At 40.8% G+C, this 16784-nt stretch carries 17 protein-coding genes; 11 read left to right on the forward strand and 6 right to left on the reverse strand.

Going from position 1 to position 16784, the window contains the following annotated elements; genetic code table 11:
• The first annotated feature begins 5 nt into the window (after positions 1-5).
• The gene (locus tag KUG37_RS10860; protein ID WP_216936547.1) at positions 6-113 is read left to right on the forward strand and encodes a DUF2474 domain-containing protein; all 108 of its coding nucleotides are present in this window, start codon (positions 6-8) and stop codon (positions 111-113) included.
• An 88-nt stretch (positions 114-201) separates the two neighbouring features.
• Here KUG37_RS10860 and KUG37_RS10865 read toward each other — a convergent pair whose 3' ends face one another.
• Together KUG37_RS10865 and KUG37_RS10870 are read right to left on the reverse strand one after the other, a co-directional pair.
• Positions 202-813, reverse strand: coding sequence for a thermonuclease family protein (locus tag KUG37_RS10865; protein WP_216936548.1), 612 nt, complete (start codon positions 811-813; stop codon positions 202-204).
• A 106-nt stretch (positions 814-919) separates the two neighbouring features.
• Positions 920-1837, reverse strand: a complete 918-nt coding sequence (locus tag KUG37_RS10870) for a LysR family transcriptional regulator (RefSeq protein ID WP_216940426.1) — start codon at positions 1835-1837, stop codon at positions 920-922.
• Positions 1838-1931: 94 nt separating this feature from the next.
• Here KUG37_RS10870 and KUG37_RS10875 point away from each other — a divergent pair, with 94 nt between their 5' ends.
• From KUG37_RS10875 to KUG37_RS10905, 7 genes are all read left to right on the forward strand, one after another.
• Entirely contained in the window at positions 1932-3173 is a 1242-nt protein-coding gene (locus KUG37_RS10875) for an acyl-CoA dehydrogenase family protein (protein WP_216936550.1), read from the forward strand.
• Positions 3174-3225: 52 nt separating this feature from the next.
• On the forward strand, positions 3226-4347 hold the full coding sequence (locus tag KUG37_RS10880) for a phosphotransferase family protein (protein ID WP_216936555.1): 1122 nt from the start codon (positions 3226-3228) through the stop codon (positions 4345-4347).
• On the forward strand, positions 4344-5042 hold the full coding sequence (locus KUG37_RS10885; protein ID WP_216936558.1) for a histidine phosphatase family protein: 699 nt from the start codon (positions 4344-4346) through the stop codon (positions 5040-5042). The genes KUG37_RS10880 and KUG37_RS10885 overlap by 4 nt, the downstream gene beginning before the upstream one ends.
• 53 nt (positions 5043-5095) lie before the next feature.
• Positions 5096-5839, forward strand: a complete 744-nt coding sequence (locus KUG37_RS10890) for an SDR family oxidoreductase (protein WP_216936560.1) — start codon at positions 5096-5098, stop codon at positions 5837-5839.
• A gap of 466 nt (positions 5840-6305) precedes the next feature.
• Positions 6306-7364 carry a fatty acid desaturase gene (locus KUG37_RS10895; RefSeq protein WP_216936562.1) on the forward strand — a complete coding sequence of 353 codons (1059 nt, stop codon included), beginning with the start codon at positions 6306-6308 and terminating at the stop codon, positions 7362-7364.
• A gap of 217 nt (positions 7365-7581) precedes the next feature.
• Positions 7582-8292, forward strand: coding sequence for an SGNH/GDSL hydrolase family protein (locus tag KUG37_RS10900; RefSeq protein WP_216936563.1), 711 nt, complete (start codon positions 7582-7584; stop codon positions 8290-8292).
• 32 nt (positions 8293-8324) lie between these two features.
• Positions 8325-8909, forward strand: coding sequence for a uracil-DNA glycosylase family protein (locus KUG37_RS10905; RefSeq protein ID WP_216940428.1), 585 nt, complete (start codon positions 8325-8327; stop codon positions 8907-8909).
• Positions 8910-8980: 71 nt separating this feature from the next.
• Here the strand turns inward: KUG37_RS10905 and KUG37_RS10910 are convergent, their stop codons facing one another.
• The 3 genes from KUG37_RS10910 to KUG37_RS10920 form a co-directional block, all read right to left on the reverse strand.
• Complete coding sequence (locus KUG37_RS10910) at positions 8981-9481, reverse strand: pyridoxamine 5'-phosphate oxidase family protein (protein WP_216936568.1); 501 nt, start codon at positions 9479-9481, stop codon at positions 8981-8983.
• 160 nt (positions 9482-9641) lie between these two features.
• Positions 9642-10079 (reverse strand): hypothetical protein, encoded by a 438-nt coding sequence (locus KUG37_RS10915; protein WP_216936570.1) that lies wholly within the window; start codon positions 10077-10079, stop codon positions 9642-9644.
• A gap of 168 nt (positions 10080-10247) precedes the next feature.
• The gene (locus KUG37_RS10920; protein ID WP_216940430.1) at positions 10248-11804 is read right to left on the reverse strand and encodes a phospholipase D family protein; all 1557 of its coding nucleotides are present in this window, start codon (positions 11802-11804) and stop codon (positions 10248-10250) included.
• Positions 11805-11925: 121 nt separating this feature from the next.
• Between KUG37_RS10920 and KUG37_RS10925 the strand changes: the two genes are divergently transcribed.
• The 3 genes from KUG37_RS10925 to KUG37_RS10935 all read left to right on the forward strand — a co-directional run bounded on the left by KUG37_RS10925 (position 11926) and on the right by KUG37_RS10935 (position 15373).
• Positions 11926-13038: an S-(hydroxymethyl)glutathione dehydrogenase/class III alcohol dehydrogenase gene (locus tag KUG37_RS10925; RefSeq protein WP_216938308.1), complete on the forward strand. Its 1113-nt coding sequence runs from the start codon at positions 11926-11928 to the stop codon at positions 13036-13038.
• Positions 13039-13256: 218 nt separating this feature from the next.
• Positions 13257-13787: a hypothetical protein gene (locus KUG37_RS10930; protein ID WP_216938306.1), complete on the forward strand. Its 531-nt coding sequence runs from the start codon at positions 13257-13259 to the stop codon at positions 13785-13787.
• A gap of 533 nt (positions 13788-14320) precedes the next feature.
• A complete protein-coding gene (locus KUG37_RS10935) occupies positions 14321-15373 on the forward strand; it encodes a 3-deoxy-7-phosphoheptulonate synthase (RefSeq protein ID WP_216940432.1) in 1053 nt (350 codons plus the stop codon).
• A gap of 419 nt (positions 15374-15792) precedes the next feature.
• Here KUG37_RS10935 and KUG37_RS14760 read toward each other — a convergent pair whose 3' ends face one another.
• The gene (locus KUG37_RS14760; protein WP_367947490.1) at positions 15793-16476 is read right to left on the reverse strand and encodes a hypothetical protein; all 684 of its coding nucleotides are present in this window, start codon (positions 16474-16476) and stop codon (positions 15793-15795) included.
• Between the last annotated feature and the right edge of the window lie 308 nt (positions 16477-16784).

Genomic DNA, 16784 nt, shown 5'->3' on the forward strand with positions numbered 1-16784 from the left:
CGGGCATGAAAGGCAAACAGGCATTATGGTTTGTAGGATTATGGCTGGCAGGATTTTTAACGCTAGCCCTGATTGCGGGTGTATTCCGCTTTCTGGTGCATTTAGCTTATTAAATTGGTAAAAATGAAATGAATAAAAAAGTGATCTAGATGTTCAGATCACTTTTTTATTATCTGCAATTTATCTTTGATAAAACCAAATTTAGGATTTTACCTGTTTTCGATAAACACTTGGACGTACAGGACGACTGCTTTTCCAAAGCCCTTTTTTCTGTTTCTTGGCTTTATTTTGCAGCTCCATCATGTAGCGTAAATGGTTTTTATCTTTGATATATTCTTCATAGACCCATGCTGCTCCACGTTTGACAATCTCTTCATTGATATTTTTACGATAGCGGTAGACTACACCCACACAGCGGCCATAACGGTCAATATCGGTAATCTTTATACGAACCATTTTATTATTCACCATGCTTTTGACCAGACGCTGTGACTCCTTGCCATAGGCCTGCGTAGATTCAGGGGCATCGACAAAGGCAAAGCGCAATTTGGTTTCAGAGCGACGGATATTGAAACGGTAGCAGGTGAGGGTATCACCATCACTTACCGCTTTGACGCGGCACCAGTATTTTTTTCCTTTCTTAAAGGGGCGAAATATGTCTTGCAAATAAATTGTGATTTTATGCAGCACATAATAGGAAAAACACAGCAGCATTAGTCCCAGCACAATTTGCCAGGTGGTGGAGAGATTTAACAAAGGTAAGATCCAGATCAGCAAAACCAGCTGTAAAAACACAGCTAAAAGTCGAACCATTCTAGAGCAAAGCCACTAACCGTACGGATTAAAAGCTAATCAGTCAGTGTTTCGTTTTGTACTAACTAGAATAGCCTAAGCATGTTTCGATCCCTCTATAAATAGCCTAAGTAAAAATTTTATAAATTTCATTTCTTAAAAATCGATGTCTTTTATTCTCTTGCAAATCTTTATGCCAATACATCCCCATATTAATTTTCGGTAAATCAGCAGGGACTTCAAAAACATTCAGACAGGCAGCCAATTGTAAATGTGCCAGTACATTCTTAGGAATGGTCAACATGGCTGTCTTTTTTTGTTCCAAAATTTGTAATGCAGTTGAATAATGCTGACAACGTAAAAAAATTTGTCGTGAATACTGTTTACGACTTAAATATATATCTTCCACCAAAACTCCAGTACGGCGTGATGACACGCCAATATGTGGTGAGGCTAGATAAATCTGTTCATTCATCTCTTTCAGTTGCGTGCATACTACAAATTCATCTTGAACCAGTCGCTCAAACTGGATTTTTTCAGCAATATTTTGTTCCAGATCTATAACAAAATCGACCTGTTGAGAAGCTAGATCTGCTGCTATATTTTTACGGTCCAGTTTCATGCTGCTGAGTTGAATCTCTAGCTTTAGTTGCTGAAAATGCTGAACCAGCTTGGGAAAAATCATTGGCTCAATTTCATCATGTACGGCAATCTTTAGGCTCTGGATCGTCTCAGGTCTGAACTGCTGATGCTGTATTGAAATATTTTGAATTGCAAAAAGAGCATTTTTTAGCTCAGGATAAATCTGTTCAGCAAATGGCGTAGGTTGCATTTTGCTGCCAGTTCGTACAAATAAATCATCCTGTAAATGCTGTCTTAAACGTTGCAATGCATGACTGGCAGCAGACTGGCTGACAGATAAAATCTGTGCTGCTTTGGAAATACTATTCTGCTCATAAATCGCTATAAAAAGCGGATAAAGGTTGATGTCGATACGATGAAAATTGCGTAAATCCATGACTGTTTTTGAATGAATACTATGCATATTGATGTATGGGATAAAATCATTTTATTCATAATATATTTTGAGTTAAGGTGTTGTAAAGCGTATAAATTAGAATATTTAAATGGATAAAGTGATGTTTGAGCTTTCAGCACGTGCACAGGATTATGTAAACAGAACCAAAAAATTTATTGCTACAGAAATTGAACCGGTTGAAGCTAATTTCTGGCATCAGGTTCATGAGTTGAATCAAGGCGGTGACTGGACCAAATGGCAGTGGCCGGCGGAACTGGAACGTTTAAAAGATAAAGCCAAGGCGGCAGGTCTATGGAATATGTTTCTCCCTTGTCCAGAACTTGGCCAAGGTTTATCGGTTCAGGAATATGCACATATTGCCGAACTTTCAGGTGGTAGCTTGATTGCGCCAACCGTATTTAACTGTAATGCGCCAGACAGTGGCAATATGGAGGTCTTGTGGCGTTATGGTTCTGAAGAACAGAAACAGCAATGGCTCATGCCGCTATTAGAAGGAACAATCCGCTCTGTCTTTTGTATGACTGAACCTGCAGTTGCATCCAGTGATGCCACCAATATGCAGGCAACGGCGGTGGTTGAAGGTGATGAGATTGTTCTCAATGGCCGTAAATGGTGGTCGTCAGGTCTGGGCGATCCAAATGCCAAAATCATTATTTTTATGGCGCACACTCCAGATGAAACAAAAGACCGTCATCATCAGCATTCCATGGTGCTGGTTCCGGTAGATGCTACCGGCGTTAAAATCGAACGCATGTTGCCAGTATTTGGTGACTATGATGCGCCGCATGGCCACGGCGAAGTCAGTTTTGAAAATGTCCGTGTACCAGTATCGAACTTTATTGGCGGTGCAGGTCAGGGCTTTGAAATTGCCCAAGGCCGTTTAGGGCCAGGCCGTATTCATCATTGCATGCGCTGTATCGGGGCTGCAGAAAAGTCTCTAGAGTTGATGATTGACCGGGGCATGAGCCGCAGCGCATTTGGTAAAGAGATTTTAAAACTCGGCGGCAATCTGGAACGTGTAGCGGAAGCACGGGTTGCGATTGATCAGGCACGACTTTTGACCTTGTATGCAGCCTATAAAATGGATACTTTAGGGAATATGGCTGCATTGACTGAAATTTCTGCAATTAAAGTCGTTGCACCAAGTGTTCTGGAAAAAGTTGTTGATATGGCGATCCAGATCCACGGCGGTGCCGGTGTTTCTCGGGATACGCTACTGACCGGATTCTTTGCTCAGGCACGTGCTTTGCGTTTGGCCGATGGCCCGGATGAAGTGCATAAGGGCATGATTGCCAAACTGGAACTGGCAAAGCGTGGCTATAGTACACGCCACAAAAAATAAGCAGGCTTTAACTAGACGATTGCAACGTATTAGAAGATTTTAAGGAAAAATTATGGCGGTTATTGATGTAGGTGGAGCAGTTCGCCAAGGTGAAGAACTGGATGTACAAGCCATCACGAACTGGTTAATCCAACACCGTGTAAATGTTGAAGGCCCTGTGGAAGTGACCCAATATTCAGGCGGAGCTTCAAACTGGACCTACCGTTTACAGTATGCCAATGCCGATTTAATTTTACGTCGTCCGCCGCAAGGAACCAAAGCAAAATCTGCGCATGACATGGCACGTGAATACAATGTGCAGAAAGCCTTGGCTGAGTATTATCCGGTAGTACCTGAAATGGTCGCACTTTGTCAGGATGAAGCGGTTATTGGTTGTGACTTCTATGTGATGAAACGCATTGAGGGTATTATTCCACGGGCCAAAATGCCACCTGAATTGCAACTCACTGAGTCTGATATCCGGACATTATGTATTAATGTGATTGATAAACTGATCGAACTGCATCAGGTTCCTTATACAGGTACTGAGCTGGAAAAGCTGGGCAAGGGTGAAGGCTATTGCCGACGCCAGGTAGATGGCTGGGATGCACGTTTTGAAAAAGCCAAAACACTAAATGTTCCATCTTTTAAATATGTACGCAACTGGCTTAAAGATAATATTCCTTTCGATTCCAAAACCTGTGTGATTCATAATGACTGGCGTTTTGACAATATCATTCTGGATTCCGAGAATCCGACTGAAGTGATTGGTGTACTGGACTGGGAAATGGCGACCCTCGGCGATCCGCTGATGGACTTGGGTGCAGCCTTGGCTTACTGGGTGGAAGAAACTGACAATGCCATCTTCAAGGCAACACGTCGTCAGCCAACCAATTTAAAAGGCATGTTCACCCGTAAGGAAGTCGTAGATTACTATCTTGAAAAAACCGGCCTGCAACCTGAGAACTGGACATTTTATGAAGTGTTTGGGGTTTTCCGTCTAGCGGTCATTGCCCAGCAGATTTATTATCGCTATTACCACAAACAGACCAATAATCCGGCCTTTAAGGATTTCTGGGTGATAATTCACGCCTTGCATATTCGTGCCTTACAACTGATTGGTAAGCAAAAACTGGAAGCCAATGAGATTGCACAAAAATATATTCTGAAATTTAAAGAGATAACGCCAAAATGACCACCATTTACTTGATCCGGCATGGCCAAGCCTCCTTTGGCGCAGAAAGTTATGACCAGCTTTCGCCCAACGGCGAGTTGCAGTCAAAGCTTTTAGGCCGCTATTTTGATGAAATTCTGAAAGAAGCGCCTTATGTGGTAGCCGGTTCCATGCAGCGCCATCAACAGACAGCAAAATTATCTCTGGAAGAATGTTTTCCGGAAAGCGAGATTTTGACGGATAGCGCCTGGAATGAGTTTAATCATCAGCAGGTATTTGCGCGTTATGAACCACGATTTAATCAGCCTGAATTGCTCAAACAGGATGTATCAGAACATGAAAACCCTCGAGATTATTTGAGCAAGATTTTTACCGGCGCAATTGCGCGCTGGACTGGCGATGATTATCACCATGAATATGATGAATCCTGGCCTAATTTTAAAGATCGGGTTGAAACCGGATTGCAAAATCTGTGTGACCAGCTGGCCAGAATCCGTCCACGCTATGCAGTGGTCTACACCTCGGGTGGGGTAATTTCAGTTGCAGTAGGTAAAATTCTAGGACTGAGTCCAGAGAAAACCTTTGCCTTAAACTGGGCAATTACCAATACCAGTATCACTACACTACGTCTGGTAGGTAACGAGCCGCAACTCCTCAGTTTAAATGAACATCATTTTATTAAAGCTCAACGTCCAGACCTGCTGACCTGGATTTAAAGATTATTAAATATATAAAGCCTTAGAAAAAATAAAGGAATAGGATAAAACACATGGCTAAAACAATTTTAATTACCGGTGCAAGTTCAGGGATTGGTGCCGGTATGGCACGCGAATTTGCCAAAAAAGGCTATAATCTGGCGATTTGTGCACGTCGTCTGGAGCGTCTGGAAAGCTTAAAGCAGGAACTGGAAAGCCAATATGGCATTCAAGTGATTGCTAAAACGCTAGATGTGACCAATTATGATCAGGTTTTTGAGGTATTTCAGGCATTTAAAGAAGATTTTGGCAGCATTGACCGGGTGATTGTCAATGCGGGCGTTGGTCAAGGCCGCCGCATTGGTAAAGGTAATTTTGCGATTAATAAAGCAACAGTCGAAACCAATTTTATTTCGGCCTTGGCACAATGTGAAGCTGCAGTGGAAATTTTCCGTGCACAAAATTCCGGTCATCTGGTCATGATCTCTTCAATGAGTGCGATACGCGGTATGCCAAAACACTTGACCGCTTATGGGGCAAGTAAGGCAGGGGTAGCTCACCTAGCCGAAGGAATACGTGCTGAATTAATTGATACACCAATCAAAGTAACCACAATTTTCCCAGGGTACATCCGCACTGAAATGAATGAAGGCGCGAAAAAGCTGCCTTTTGAAGTAGATGAGAAAACCGGTTCACGTTTGTTGGCAGCAGAAATCGAGAAAGCCCCAGTCAAGGCCTATGTGCCGAAATGGCCTTGGTTACCTCTAGGTCTGGCCATGAAAGTACTACCACTTAAACTGGTAAACAAGTTAGGTTAATGATTATCCTAGATATAAAAAAGAGAGGCTAGAATGCCTCTCTTTTTTATTGTCATAACATTCTGAGAAAGACTTAAATAATTTCTATGCTTATCAATTACCTAAATTCAATTTAAGTTAACTAGCCAAATAAGACTTTCTGAATTTATGGTGATATTTTGAAAAAGATGGGACTTTCTTATCAGAGAAATGAAAGGCATTGAAAATTCTATTATATTGATTATTAAAGTTAATTTTTAAATTATAACAACTAAAATTTTCGACTAACTATCAACTAAATCGACTATTTTTGATTCTCGATTTCATAATAAAGACGATCTTCAATTTTTTATAATTTCCCTCAATTTAAACAACTTTTCTAAACTGTCCAAAACTTAGACATACTCGCTATAAAAGTGGAAAGATAACTTCTTTTTTTTGGAATTTCCTTTAATGTACAAACGTTCAGAAATTAAAGGTTGTCCATATGTCTACATCTGCAGATATGACTGACCAGCAGCGAATCTCCAAGGTCAGAAGTATCGTTACCCAGGCCGGGGAAGAGGTACGTGCTCGTTATCCCATGCTCAAACATCAGAACTTTATCGGTGCGAGTATTTTAGGCTTTGCCTGGGCGGGCATGATTGCATGTGCGGTAGCATATGGAGCAGGTTATCTCTCGGCATGGCTCACCATTCCATTGATTGCGATTTTTGCGTCATTGACCCATGAACTGGAGCATGACCTGATCCACTATATGTATTTCAAAAAGAAACCTTGGGCCCATCATTTGATGCTGGCGCTGGTTTGGTTGGCACGTCCAAACACGATTAGCCCGTGGGCCCGCCGTCGTTTACATTTACATCATCATAAATATTCAGGTACCGAACATGATCTGGAAGAACGCGGAATCAGCAATGGTATGCCATGGGGCATTCGCCGAATTCTGGTGATTAGTGATCAGTTGATGTCAGTGTATCTGCGGCCATTTCAGATGTTTAAAATGATCCACCTGTTTCTGGAAAAGCAGCCTGAAAAAGAACGTAAAATTGCCATGATTTCCCAGTTACTCGGCTTTTTACCACTGAGCATTATTTACTATGGCCTGTGCTACCTGTTTGTAGTCTTTCACGGTTTCAATGTCGTTGTAGCGCTATTCGGTTTTGAAATGCTATGGTCGCAAAGTATTCTAGAAGCTATGCCGATTGTGAATCTAATGGCAGTTATCTGGGTGATTCCGAACTTTATCCGTTCTTTTAGCTTGCAGTTTGTCAGCTCGAATATGCATTACTATGGCGATATCGATCCACGTGATATCACTAAACAAACCCAGGTCCTGAATCCTTGGTGGATGGTACCGTTCCAGTTATTTTGCTGTAATTTTGGTTCGACTCATGCCATTCATCATTTTGTTGTCAAAGAGCCCTTTTATATCCGTCAACTGACTTCCAAAACGGCGCATAAAGTCATGAAAGAAGTGGGGGTACGTTTTAATGATATCGGAACTTTTAAACGTATGAACCGATGGAATGACTATAAAATCTGAAAATTGATCTTTACAAAAAATCCCATTTTCAAGCGGGATTTTTTGTATTTATCTTGTGTTATTTACTGAGCTGTTAGTAGATATAAACCTACATTTTTCAAGAATTATATTTTAATCAAATTTAGGTGAATATTCATTTAAAATGACTGGTGGGGGAATAGTTCAAAAGAATAAACTCAGGTAAAATTAAGCATATCTCTATACAAATTAGTCCACTATGTTGCTGAAAGCCGCCACTATTGCCCTGATTCCTGCACTCGTTATTCAGGGGAATCGTGTCAAGAAAAATACCTTAAAACTTCCAGAACCTGCAGGTGCACGTGAAGGAAAAACCGGAACAGGCAAAAAATTGTCTCTGCTCATCTTGGGAGACTCAGCGGCGGTTGGCGTAGGAGTAGAGCATCAGGATGATGCCTTACTGGGTGCAGTTCTGCGTGAGTTGAAAAATGAATTTGAAATTGAATGGAAATTACAGGCAAAAACAGGCGATACCACCTCAAAAGTGATTCGTACTTTGGATCAGGTAGAAGTACAGCACTATGATGTGGTCGTCACTTCAGTGGGTGTGAATGATGTAACCAAACTGATGTCTGCCGAGATCTGGATTCAGAAACAGGAACAACTTTATAGTAAAATCCAGCAGAAATTTAATCCTAAACTGATTATTGCTGCCGGTGTTCCGCCAATGAATATGTTCCCGGCACTGCCTAATCCTTTAGCCTGGTTATTTGGTCAATACGCCAAGCATATGAATCTGCAACTGGAAAAATTTGTAAATCAGCAAGCAAATATGCAATGGATTGAATACGATATTGAAAAATATCGTGCCATGAATTTACACATGGCTGCAGATGGTTTTCATCCGAGTAAGGAAGTTTATACACTTTGGGGACAAGAAGTGGCTGGCAAGATTCGGAAGACCTTCTAAAATAGTTGAAATCTCTCCATTTAGTTGATCATATGTCTGATATTGAAACCCATCCATTACCGCCATTTCTACCGCCTAATGCGAAATTGCTGATGTTGGGCAGCTTCCCGCCACCTGCCACACGCTGGAAAATGAATTTTTACTATCCAAACTATCAAAATGATATGTGGCGGATTTTTGGACTGATTTTCTTTAAAAATAAAGATTACTTTTTAGATTTGCCCAATAAAAAGTTTAAGGAAAACTTAATCCGGGAATTTTTGACAGAAACGGGGATTGCAATTTTTGACAGTGGCTATCAGATCCGGCGTTTAAAAGACAATGCTTCCGATAAATTTCTGGAAATTGTGGTGCCGACCAATATACAGCAACTGCTCAGCCAAATGCCGCAGTGTAATCATATTATGACCACTGGAGACAAAGCCACAGATACCATGATGCTGTCCATGCCTGAAGGTACGGTCAAACCGAGTATTGGCCATCCGAGCCAAGCTTATTTTGCCGGGCGTGATCTTTATTTATATCGTATGCCTTCTTCTTCGCGGGCATATGCGCTTTCTCTGGAGAAAAAAGCTGAAAGTTACCGAACGATGTTTGAGCATGTCGGTCTGATTTAATACGTGATTTAATATTCAAATGAAAAATGGTTAAATAGATTTAAAAGTTTACATAAGAAACAAACTTACTATTAGTAATTTAGGTTTTTATTTACTCCCATATTGGGATATTCAACCCAACGATAGCTATTAATTTGAATTTCCCGGACATGATGAAAGCTGGACCAGATTAACTGACTGCCTTTAGTCCATTTTAAGACTCGAATACGTGATTCTACCTGCTGTATTTCCTCAGGCGTGGCTGAACGTAAAGGGCCAATTTCTGCATATAAGCGTACCCCAGGATAATGTTTGAATTTTCCTTTAAGCAGTGCATTCAACCAAAACAGTTTGCTACTATTCACGGCCTGTATACAGGCCAGTGGCTGATGCTGTAAATTTTCACTGAAAGTCGTGGAATAAGTATCAAAGAAGAAACCCCTGCGGGTCTTTTGATTTAGAAATACCGTTCCAATCGGGGTAATACTAGGAACACCTTTGGAGTTGACCGTTGCAATAGAGCAATGCATGGCAGTTCGCTGTGCATCGGCAACTACCTGGCGAATCTGTTGCCATTCAACATCAGAAATCATGTCTTGATTCTCTTATTATTTTTTATAAAGCTTATAGCAACTTTGTCCACACAGCATTGCCTGAAAAAAACTGGAACTAGGGCACTTTAACCAATCAAAATACTATTCAGATGATAAAAGAGAGCCACCTGGGCTCTTTTGAAAATGGGAAATTCCACGACTAACCATCGTATTCGACATAATCCCACAAGTTTAACCGTGCTTTAATTTCCTGCCGGATCTCCTGCAACATCGGCAATAAAGTGCCATCAACCCATAAGCTCAGTGCTTGTGCAGAGAGCATTAGCTGCTGTTCATCGACCAGTCGTGCACCTTTTAGCATAATGCCGGTCTCATCAGTTGCTTCAGTTTCTACCCCTTTAAATAAAACCTGCAGGTCATAACCACTATCCTGAATCAGCCATTCCAGCTCGATCTGAATATTTTCACTGGATTTCAAAACAACTTGACCTGCAATAGTATCGGATTCAGACAAACAATCATGTTCAACTCGAATTTTGGCCAAATACCATTCTTGCTGAGATAAATCATGGAGTGTTTTTACAGGCGTTAGAATATCGCTGAATTTAAATTGACGGCTTAAATCAAAAAATTGCATGAGAGTGGAGGGCGAACAATCGCAAAATACGAGAAAAGTGTAATTCTAATGTAAGCACAACCGACTGTAAAAGCATTTAAACCATGATCGAGCCAGATAACTTGAAGCTGCCATTCTCGGAAAATCGATTCTTGTATGGAATGTAATTTTAAAGCCATTCCAATGTCATTACATTAGCCATTCGCCTGGGAATTTTGTCACCATATTCATCATAAAGCGCTGGAATTTTGTCGTATCTGGATCATGTGAATATGTAATAGTACGGCCATTTTTTTGATGTTCTAGCCAAATGATTTCATCTTTTTCATTCAGCTTGAGCTGATAAGCCACGCGCGGTAAATACTGATCCATCGCATTGGTAATTTCCTTCTGGAAATCTTCCGATTTAACGACCAGACCGACTTCGGTATTCAAAAAGGCTGAACGCGGATCAAAATTGAAGGAGCCAATAAAGACCATGCCATCCAGATCAAAAAACTTGGCATGCAAACTGGAACTATTTTTATTTTTTGCTGGAATAATATTCCCGGTCATGACTTCATACCAGGTCCGCTCTGGCCGGACAATATAGGGTTTAAACTCCCATAACTCGATACCATTTTTTAATAATTGCTGACGGTACTGCTGATAGTAAGCATGTACTACAGCCACATCATTGGCCTGAAAAGAATTGGTCAGGATTCTGATTTTCACGCCCTGTTGAGCGCGACGAGTTAAATAGTCAGTTCCTTCTTGTGTAGGAATAAAATAAGAGGACACCAGATCCAGGTTTTTTTTCGGTTCCCCCATCAATTCAAGCATATGGGTATAAATGTAATCGCCATTTTTTGCATGGGGACGTGCTTTAGCGGGAGTATCCGCGACGAAATAAGCAGGTGCCCAGTGCAGCGGCTGTTTTCTTAAACGCTGTTCGATCTGTTTTTCGGCAATGTTTACCCGACGTTTTAATTCGCGTGCATCTACATGTTCACGTTTAAATTCGCCTCTAAGTTTTTTAAGCATTTCCATATTGCCAGTATCATTTAGCACCTGCTGAAGAGTATAACTAAGGTCATCATTCCAGAAGCGGATAAAGGTCTGATTAGCTTTTACTACAGTTTTACCTGTAAAAAATATATCAACATCAGTAAATTGAAAATTGTCACTTGCATCAAAGTACTCACTGCTGATATTACGCCCCCCGGTCACGGCTGCGGTTCCGTCAGCAATGATCAGCTTATTATGCATGCGATGATTAACCTGTTTCATCCGGAAACCATAATCAAGTGCACGCAATTTACGGAATTTATAAGGATTAAAAAGTCTTATCTGAATATTGGGATGCTGGCTGAGAGCCAGCAATTTATCATCCAGCTGCGTACCATTCTGATCATCAATCTGCACCCGTACCTTGACCCCACGATCCGCAGCTTTTAACAGTTGGGCCAACATCATGTGGCCGATATAATCATCTTTCCAGATATAATATTGCAGATCGAGATGGTGTTGGGCCTTATTAATCAGGTACAGGCGTGCCGCCATGCTCATAAAGCCGTCATACAAGGGTAAAAAAGCAGTTTTCCCTTCATGAATCTGCTGTTTAGAAAATTGACCCTCAATCCATTGTGCAGATTGAGCTGGAGTAATCTCTGCGTCTTTAGCAGTGTTGGGCGCCAGTTCGCAGCCAGAAATCATGAGGGTTAAAGTAAAAACGCTTAAACAGATAAACGGTGAAGGTTTAGTCATTGATCTTCCATTGATTATAGGATTTTTTATTCCTTAACTCTCGATGTTAATAGTTGAATCTCCGAATAGAAAGAGGTTACTGTTAGTCATCTGTAAACCAGCAAAAAAAGGATAGTTTTACATGAAATCACGTGCAGCGGTTGCGTTTGGTCCGGGCCAGCCCTTAGAGATTGTTGAGGTAGATGTTGCTCCACCAAAAGCAGGTGAAGTATTGGTGAAAATCAGCCATACAGGTGTATGCCATACCGATGCATTTACCTTGTCTGGTGAAGATCCTGAGGGTGTATTTCCTGCGATCCTGGGTCATGAAGGTGCGGGGGTGGTGGTTGAGGTAGGTGAAGGTGTCACCAGCCTGAAACCAGGTGATCACGTGATTCCACTTTATACTGCTGAGTGTGGCGAATGTTTATTCTGTAAGTCTGGCAAGACCAATCTGTGTGTTGCTGTACGTGCGACCCAAGGTAAAGGCGTCATGCCAGATGGTACAACCCGTTTTTCTTATAATGGCCAGCCGATCTATCACTATATGGGTTGTTCAACCTTTTCTGAATATACCGTGGTTGCTGAAGTTTCCCTGGCTAAAATCAATCCAGAAGCTAACCATGAGCATGTATGTCTGCTGGGCTGTGGCGTAACTACAGGCATTGGTGCTGTCCATAACACTGCCAAAGTACAGGAAGGTGATAGTGTTGCTGTGTTTGGTCTGGGCGGTATTGGTCTAGCTGTGGTACAGGGCGCCCGCCAGGCAAAAGCAGGCCGTATCATTGTGGTAGATACCAATCCAGATAAGTTTGAACTGGCGAAACAGTTTGGAGCGACGGATTTCCTTAATCCAAAAGATTATGATCAGCCAATCCAGCAAGTGATTGTCGAGATGACGGGGTGGGGTGTAGACCATTCATTTGAATGTATCGGTAATGTAGATGTGATGCGTTCAGCACTGGAATGTGCGCATCGCGGCTGGGGTCAGTCGGTGATTATTGGTGTAGCAGGTGCAGGTAAAGAAATTTCAACCCGACCGTTCCAGTTAGTCACAGGCCGTAAATGGATGGGGACTGCTTTTGGTGGGGTAAAAGGCCGTTCGCAATTACCTGGAATGGTAGAGCAATCGATGAAAGGTGAAATTCAGCTTGAACCTTTTGTGACGCATACCATGCCACTAGATCAGATCAATGAAGCTTTTGACCTGATGCATGAAGGCAAGTCTATCCGTACCGTGATTCATTTTGAATAAATTATTTGTGTAGTTTAAAGTAGAAAAAGACCGGTTTAATACCGGTCTTTTTTATGCGGATTTCACTTGATTCAGGATACATTAGTGCATTAAAGCCTCACACAGACTCACCTAAAGAGCACAAGCAAACTAATGTTATTACATTCCAGATGCTTATATTAAATAGGACGTATAGATATACGTGATTAAAACCATTTTAAAAAATAAGGATAAATTTTATGTCGAATGATAATTTTGATCGTGATGTTATTAAGAACTCTCCAGAAGATGTCCGCGATGATTTAAATGCAGATCCGATTACTGGCGAGCCTGGCGCACATCCTGTAGGTACAGGATTGGGTGCAGCTGGTGGTGCAGCTGCAGGTGTAGCAATTGGTGCAGCAGGTGGTCCTGTAGGGGCTGCTGTGGGCGGTATTGTGGGTGCAGTTGTTGGTGGTCTGGCAGGTAAAGGTATAGGCGAAGCTGTAAATCCAACTGAAGAGCAGGCTTACTGGCGTGATAATTCGATCAATACGCCATATTACTCAGATGCCCGTACTACATATAGCGATCTGGATTATGACCGTGATTATGATACGGCTTATCGGGTCGGTTATGAAAACCGTGGCAGCTATGATGCCCATACGCGTTTTGAAGATGTGGAACCTGATCTGAAAGTGAAATGGGAACAAGTAAAAGGTCAATCGCGTTTAAACTGGGAACAGGCTAAATTTGCAGTACGTGATGCCTGGAATCGTGTTTCACGTTAATTATTCATCTTCAGATAAAAAATGAAGTTTCGTGGGCAAAACCTGCAACATATCTGCGGGTTTTGCCACTTTTATTGAGATATTTCTCTGTCTGATGATTCATAAATAAAAGTAGAAAAGTTAATAAATATTTTTTTATACTTAATGCTTGTCAAATGCTTGTCAAATGCTTACAGAGCGCGTATTTTAATTTTAGATTCACATTTATGAAAGACATAACATGTTAAAGCAACCTATGATTTCAAACGCATATTTTTATTTCTGGCAGTTTAGCTAATTGCCTGAATGCGTTTGGGCAATGAAAAGGTTGCCCACCAGTTTATACCTGATCGGCAACCCTGATCAGGTTTTTTTATGCCTTTAATTTTTTTACAATATTTTTGGAGACAGCCATGACAAACTTTAATTATTCATACTTTAACAACTTTTATTGGTCTTATTTTAGTCAGCTAATGACACTCACAACACCTTCGATTAGACCCATAACGCTCAAATAAAAGTTTGGACTGATTTTCAGTCCCAGGATTAAAGTCATGAATATCCCTACTAATACATCACAACAACATCATGCTGAAAGCATTTTAGTTTTACCGCAGCAGCTTAAGCAGCAATTGTCACTGTCTCCGCAATGTGCCAATCAAGTCGCTGAACATCGTCAAACCATTCAAAATATACTAGAAGGCAAGGATCATCGTTTGATGGTGATTACAGGCCCATGTTCCATTCATGAGGAAGCTTCCGCGCTAGAATATGCAGAAAAATTAAAACAACTACAAGCTCAGGTTTCTGATCAGATTTTTCTGGTCATGCGTGCTTATATCGAAAAACCACGCACTACAGTGGGCTGGAAAGGTTTCCTTTACGATCCAAATCTGGACGGTTCGTCGAATATGCAATTGGGATTGGAAAAATCCCGTGACTTATACCTGAAAATTATTGCAATGGGGCTGCCGATTGCCTCTGAAATCCTCAGCCCGATGGCCACCGCTTATTTCGATGATCTGCTGGCTTGGGGGGCGATTGGGGCTCGTACCAGCGAATCACAGATTCACCGTGAAATTTCAAGTCATATGCCATACAGCATTGGCTTCAAAAATGGCACTGACGGTTCTATCCAGATTGCATTGGATGCAATTCAGTCTGCCTCTCATTCACATCAATTCCTGGGAATGAGTCAGTCAGGTTTGCCATGTATTTTACATTCTCAAGGTAATCCTAAAGCACATTTGATTTTACGTGGCTCGAATAGTGGACCTAATTACCAACTGGCTGAAATCGAGAGAATCCGGACTAAACATCAGAAGGAATTGCCAGCATTAGTGATTGACTGTAGTCATGGCAACAGCTCGAAAAATCCGATGTTGCAACCTGAAGTACTGGAACAGATCGTGGCACAACGCTTACAAACCAAGGTTCGCGGTGTAATGCTAGAAAGTCATCTGGTTGATGGGAATCAGAAAATTTCTGAAGAGATGGTTTATGGTCAGTCAGTCACTGACGGATGTCTAGGTTGGACAAAAACCGAAAAACTGTTGTTAAATATGACTGATTCCCTACGACTTGAAGGTTTGAAGCGTAGCGCTTAAAACTGAAGGTCATGTCTTTCCCCAATGACTTGGGAAAGACAGAAGAAGTTAATCAGCACATACACCTTGATGTTTAAAATGGCTCATTAAAGAGTTTAAAAATAAAGATGATGAATAGATACCAAGGTCGAGATTAAGGTGTGCCAAAGTGTATAAAATAGCCTAAATTTTATCCCCAGAAATTGGGGATAGTTTCCGAGCCCAGATCCTTGTGAATTGGGCACAGGTTGCCATTTTGACCGCTTTTTAACCGGTTTTACTGGCGAAATGCTACAGATTTGCTTAAAAACTCACCAACTTATTACAAGAGCCGATTTTTGTGCATTTTATAATCAGTGTTAGGTTTTTAAGTTATTGATATTTAAATTAATATACAAGTGTACTTCGTATAATGCCCATTATATTAAATGAGAATAAATTTAGTTACTTTTTTGAGATGATGGAGCCGAGTTCCATGTGTCTAATAAGTGCCAAATTGCGCTATCAATTTCTTGCCATTTATCCCAATTATTTAAATCAGTTTCCCACTTAAGCCATATTCCACCATATTTATTCAATTTATAAATATTTCCTTGAATTGCATTAATTGATTTGTCACTCCCTCTATTTAAATGTAAGAAAACTCCGCCATTTTTTGTAGGCCCGAAACAGAATAAAAAATCATCAGAAAAACTTCTAATATAACAATCTAAGCCATATTTTTTAAATTTTGAATGACGCTTGACATACTTTGAAGCTAAATTGCTGATAAATACTTTTTCAGTATTAAAATTACCTTCTCTTAAGTCCAAAGGTAATCCTTCTACGCTTACTCTAATTTGATCTTTATGGTCTAGCAGATCACTATCTGTCGCTTGAACATTCGTTCCATTCAATATCAAGTAAAATTCTAATTGCCGATTAGAGTCCGGCATCGGCAATTGATTGGCTTCTTCCTGCGTAATCGGTGGAAATTTTTCAGTTACATAATCAATTGGAAATTGACCTAAGTAGTGTTCACGTGCAGGTCGATAAAATTCAGAATCAAACCGATCGGGAATATGTTCCCGACGCGGCCCAAGTTTCGCTTTTACAATAAGTTGTGGATTTTGTTTCCATGTCACTATTTCCCCCTCTTGAGGAATATCCTTTGATGTACACCCAATAAGTAACAGAGCATACAAGGAAAGAATCCAGCATCCTTTTATTAGCATTATTTGACTCTTATAAATATTACGATTTCAGAAAATTTAAATATTTAAATTTCCCTAAAATTAACATAATACGTGTTATACGAAACATGCTATGTAAGCCCAAAATAGAAATGTCCGGTTTCTCCAAAGTAAAAATGTCCGCTTTTAGAATATATGCTTTTGCGATTATCGAAGCGGACGGTTTGATATGTTGGTGTCTATGTCGGATAAAGAACTTA

Origin of the sequence: Acinetobacter sp. BY419 (genome assembly GCF_019038395.1) — a bacterium.
Taxonomy (GTDB): domain Bacteria; phylum Pseudomonadota; class Gammaproteobacteria; order Pseudomonadales; family Moraxellaceae; genus Acinetobacter.

What these genes read in the sequence shown, in the direction of transcription:
- KUG37_RS10860 (WP_216936547.1), top strand. Translation starts at nt 6, where the DNA reads ATGAAAGGCAAACAGGCATTATGGTTTGTAGGATTATGGCTGGCAGGA.
- KUG37_RS10865 (WP_216936548.1), bottom strand. Translation starts at nt 813, where the DNA reads ATGGTTCGACTTTTAGCTGTGTTTTTACAGCTGGTTTTGCTGATCTGG.
- KUG37_RS10870 (WP_216940426.1), bottom strand. Translation starts at nt 1,837, where the DNA reads ATGCATAGTATTCATTCAAAAACAGTCATGGATTTACGCAATTTTCAT.
- KUG37_RS10875 (WP_216936550.1), top strand. Translation starts at nt 1,932, where the DNA reads ATGTTTGAGCTTTCAGCACGTGCACAGGATTATGTAAACAGAACCAAA.
- KUG37_RS10880 (WP_216936555.1), top strand. Translation starts at nt 3,226, where the DNA reads ATGGCGGTTATTGATGTAGGTGGAGCAGTTCGCCAAGGTGAAGAACTG.
- KUG37_RS10885 (WP_216936558.1), top strand. Translation starts at nt 4,344, where the DNA reads ATGACCACCATTTACTTGATCCGGCATGGCCAAGCCTCCTTTGGCGCA.
- KUG37_RS10890 (WP_216936560.1), top strand. Translation starts at nt 5,096, where the DNA reads ATGGCTAAAACAATTTTAATTACCGGTGCAAGTTCAGGGATTGGTGCC.
- KUG37_RS10895 (WP_216936562.1), top strand. Translation starts at nt 6,306, where the DNA reads ATGTCTACATCTGCAGATATGACTGACCAGCAGCGAATCTCCAAGGTC.
- KUG37_RS10900 (WP_216936563.1), top strand. Translation starts at nt 7,582, where the DNA reads ATGTTGCTGAAAGCCGCCACTATTGCCCTGATTCCTGCACTCGTTATT.
- KUG37_RS10905 (WP_216940428.1), top strand. Translation starts at nt 8,325, where the DNA reads ATGTCTGATATTGAAACCCATCCATTACCGCCATTTCTACCGCCTAAT.
- KUG37_RS10910 (WP_216936568.1), bottom strand. Translation starts at nt 9,481, where the DNA reads ATGATTTCTGATGTTGAATGGCAACAGATTCGCCAGGTAGTTGCCGAT.
- KUG37_RS10915 (WP_216936570.1), bottom strand. Translation starts at nt 10,079, where the DNA reads ATGCAATTTTTTGATTTAAGCCGTCAATTTAAATTCAGCGATATTCTA.
- KUG37_RS10920 (WP_216940430.1), bottom strand. Translation starts at nt 11,804, where the DNA reads ATGACTAAACCTTCACCGTTTATCTGTTTAAGCGTTTTTACTTTAACC.
- KUG37_RS10925 (WP_216938308.1), top strand. Translation starts at nt 11,926, where the DNA reads ATGAAATCACGTGCAGCGGTTGCGTTTGGTCCGGGCCAGCCCTTAGAG.
- KUG37_RS10930 (WP_216938306.1), top strand. Translation starts at nt 13,257, where the DNA reads ATGTCGAATGATAATTTTGATCGTGATGTTATTAAGAACTCTCCAGAA.
- KUG37_RS10935 (WP_216940432.1), top strand. Translation starts at nt 14,321, where the DNA reads ATGAATATCCCTACTAATACATCACAACAACATCATGCTGAAAGCATT.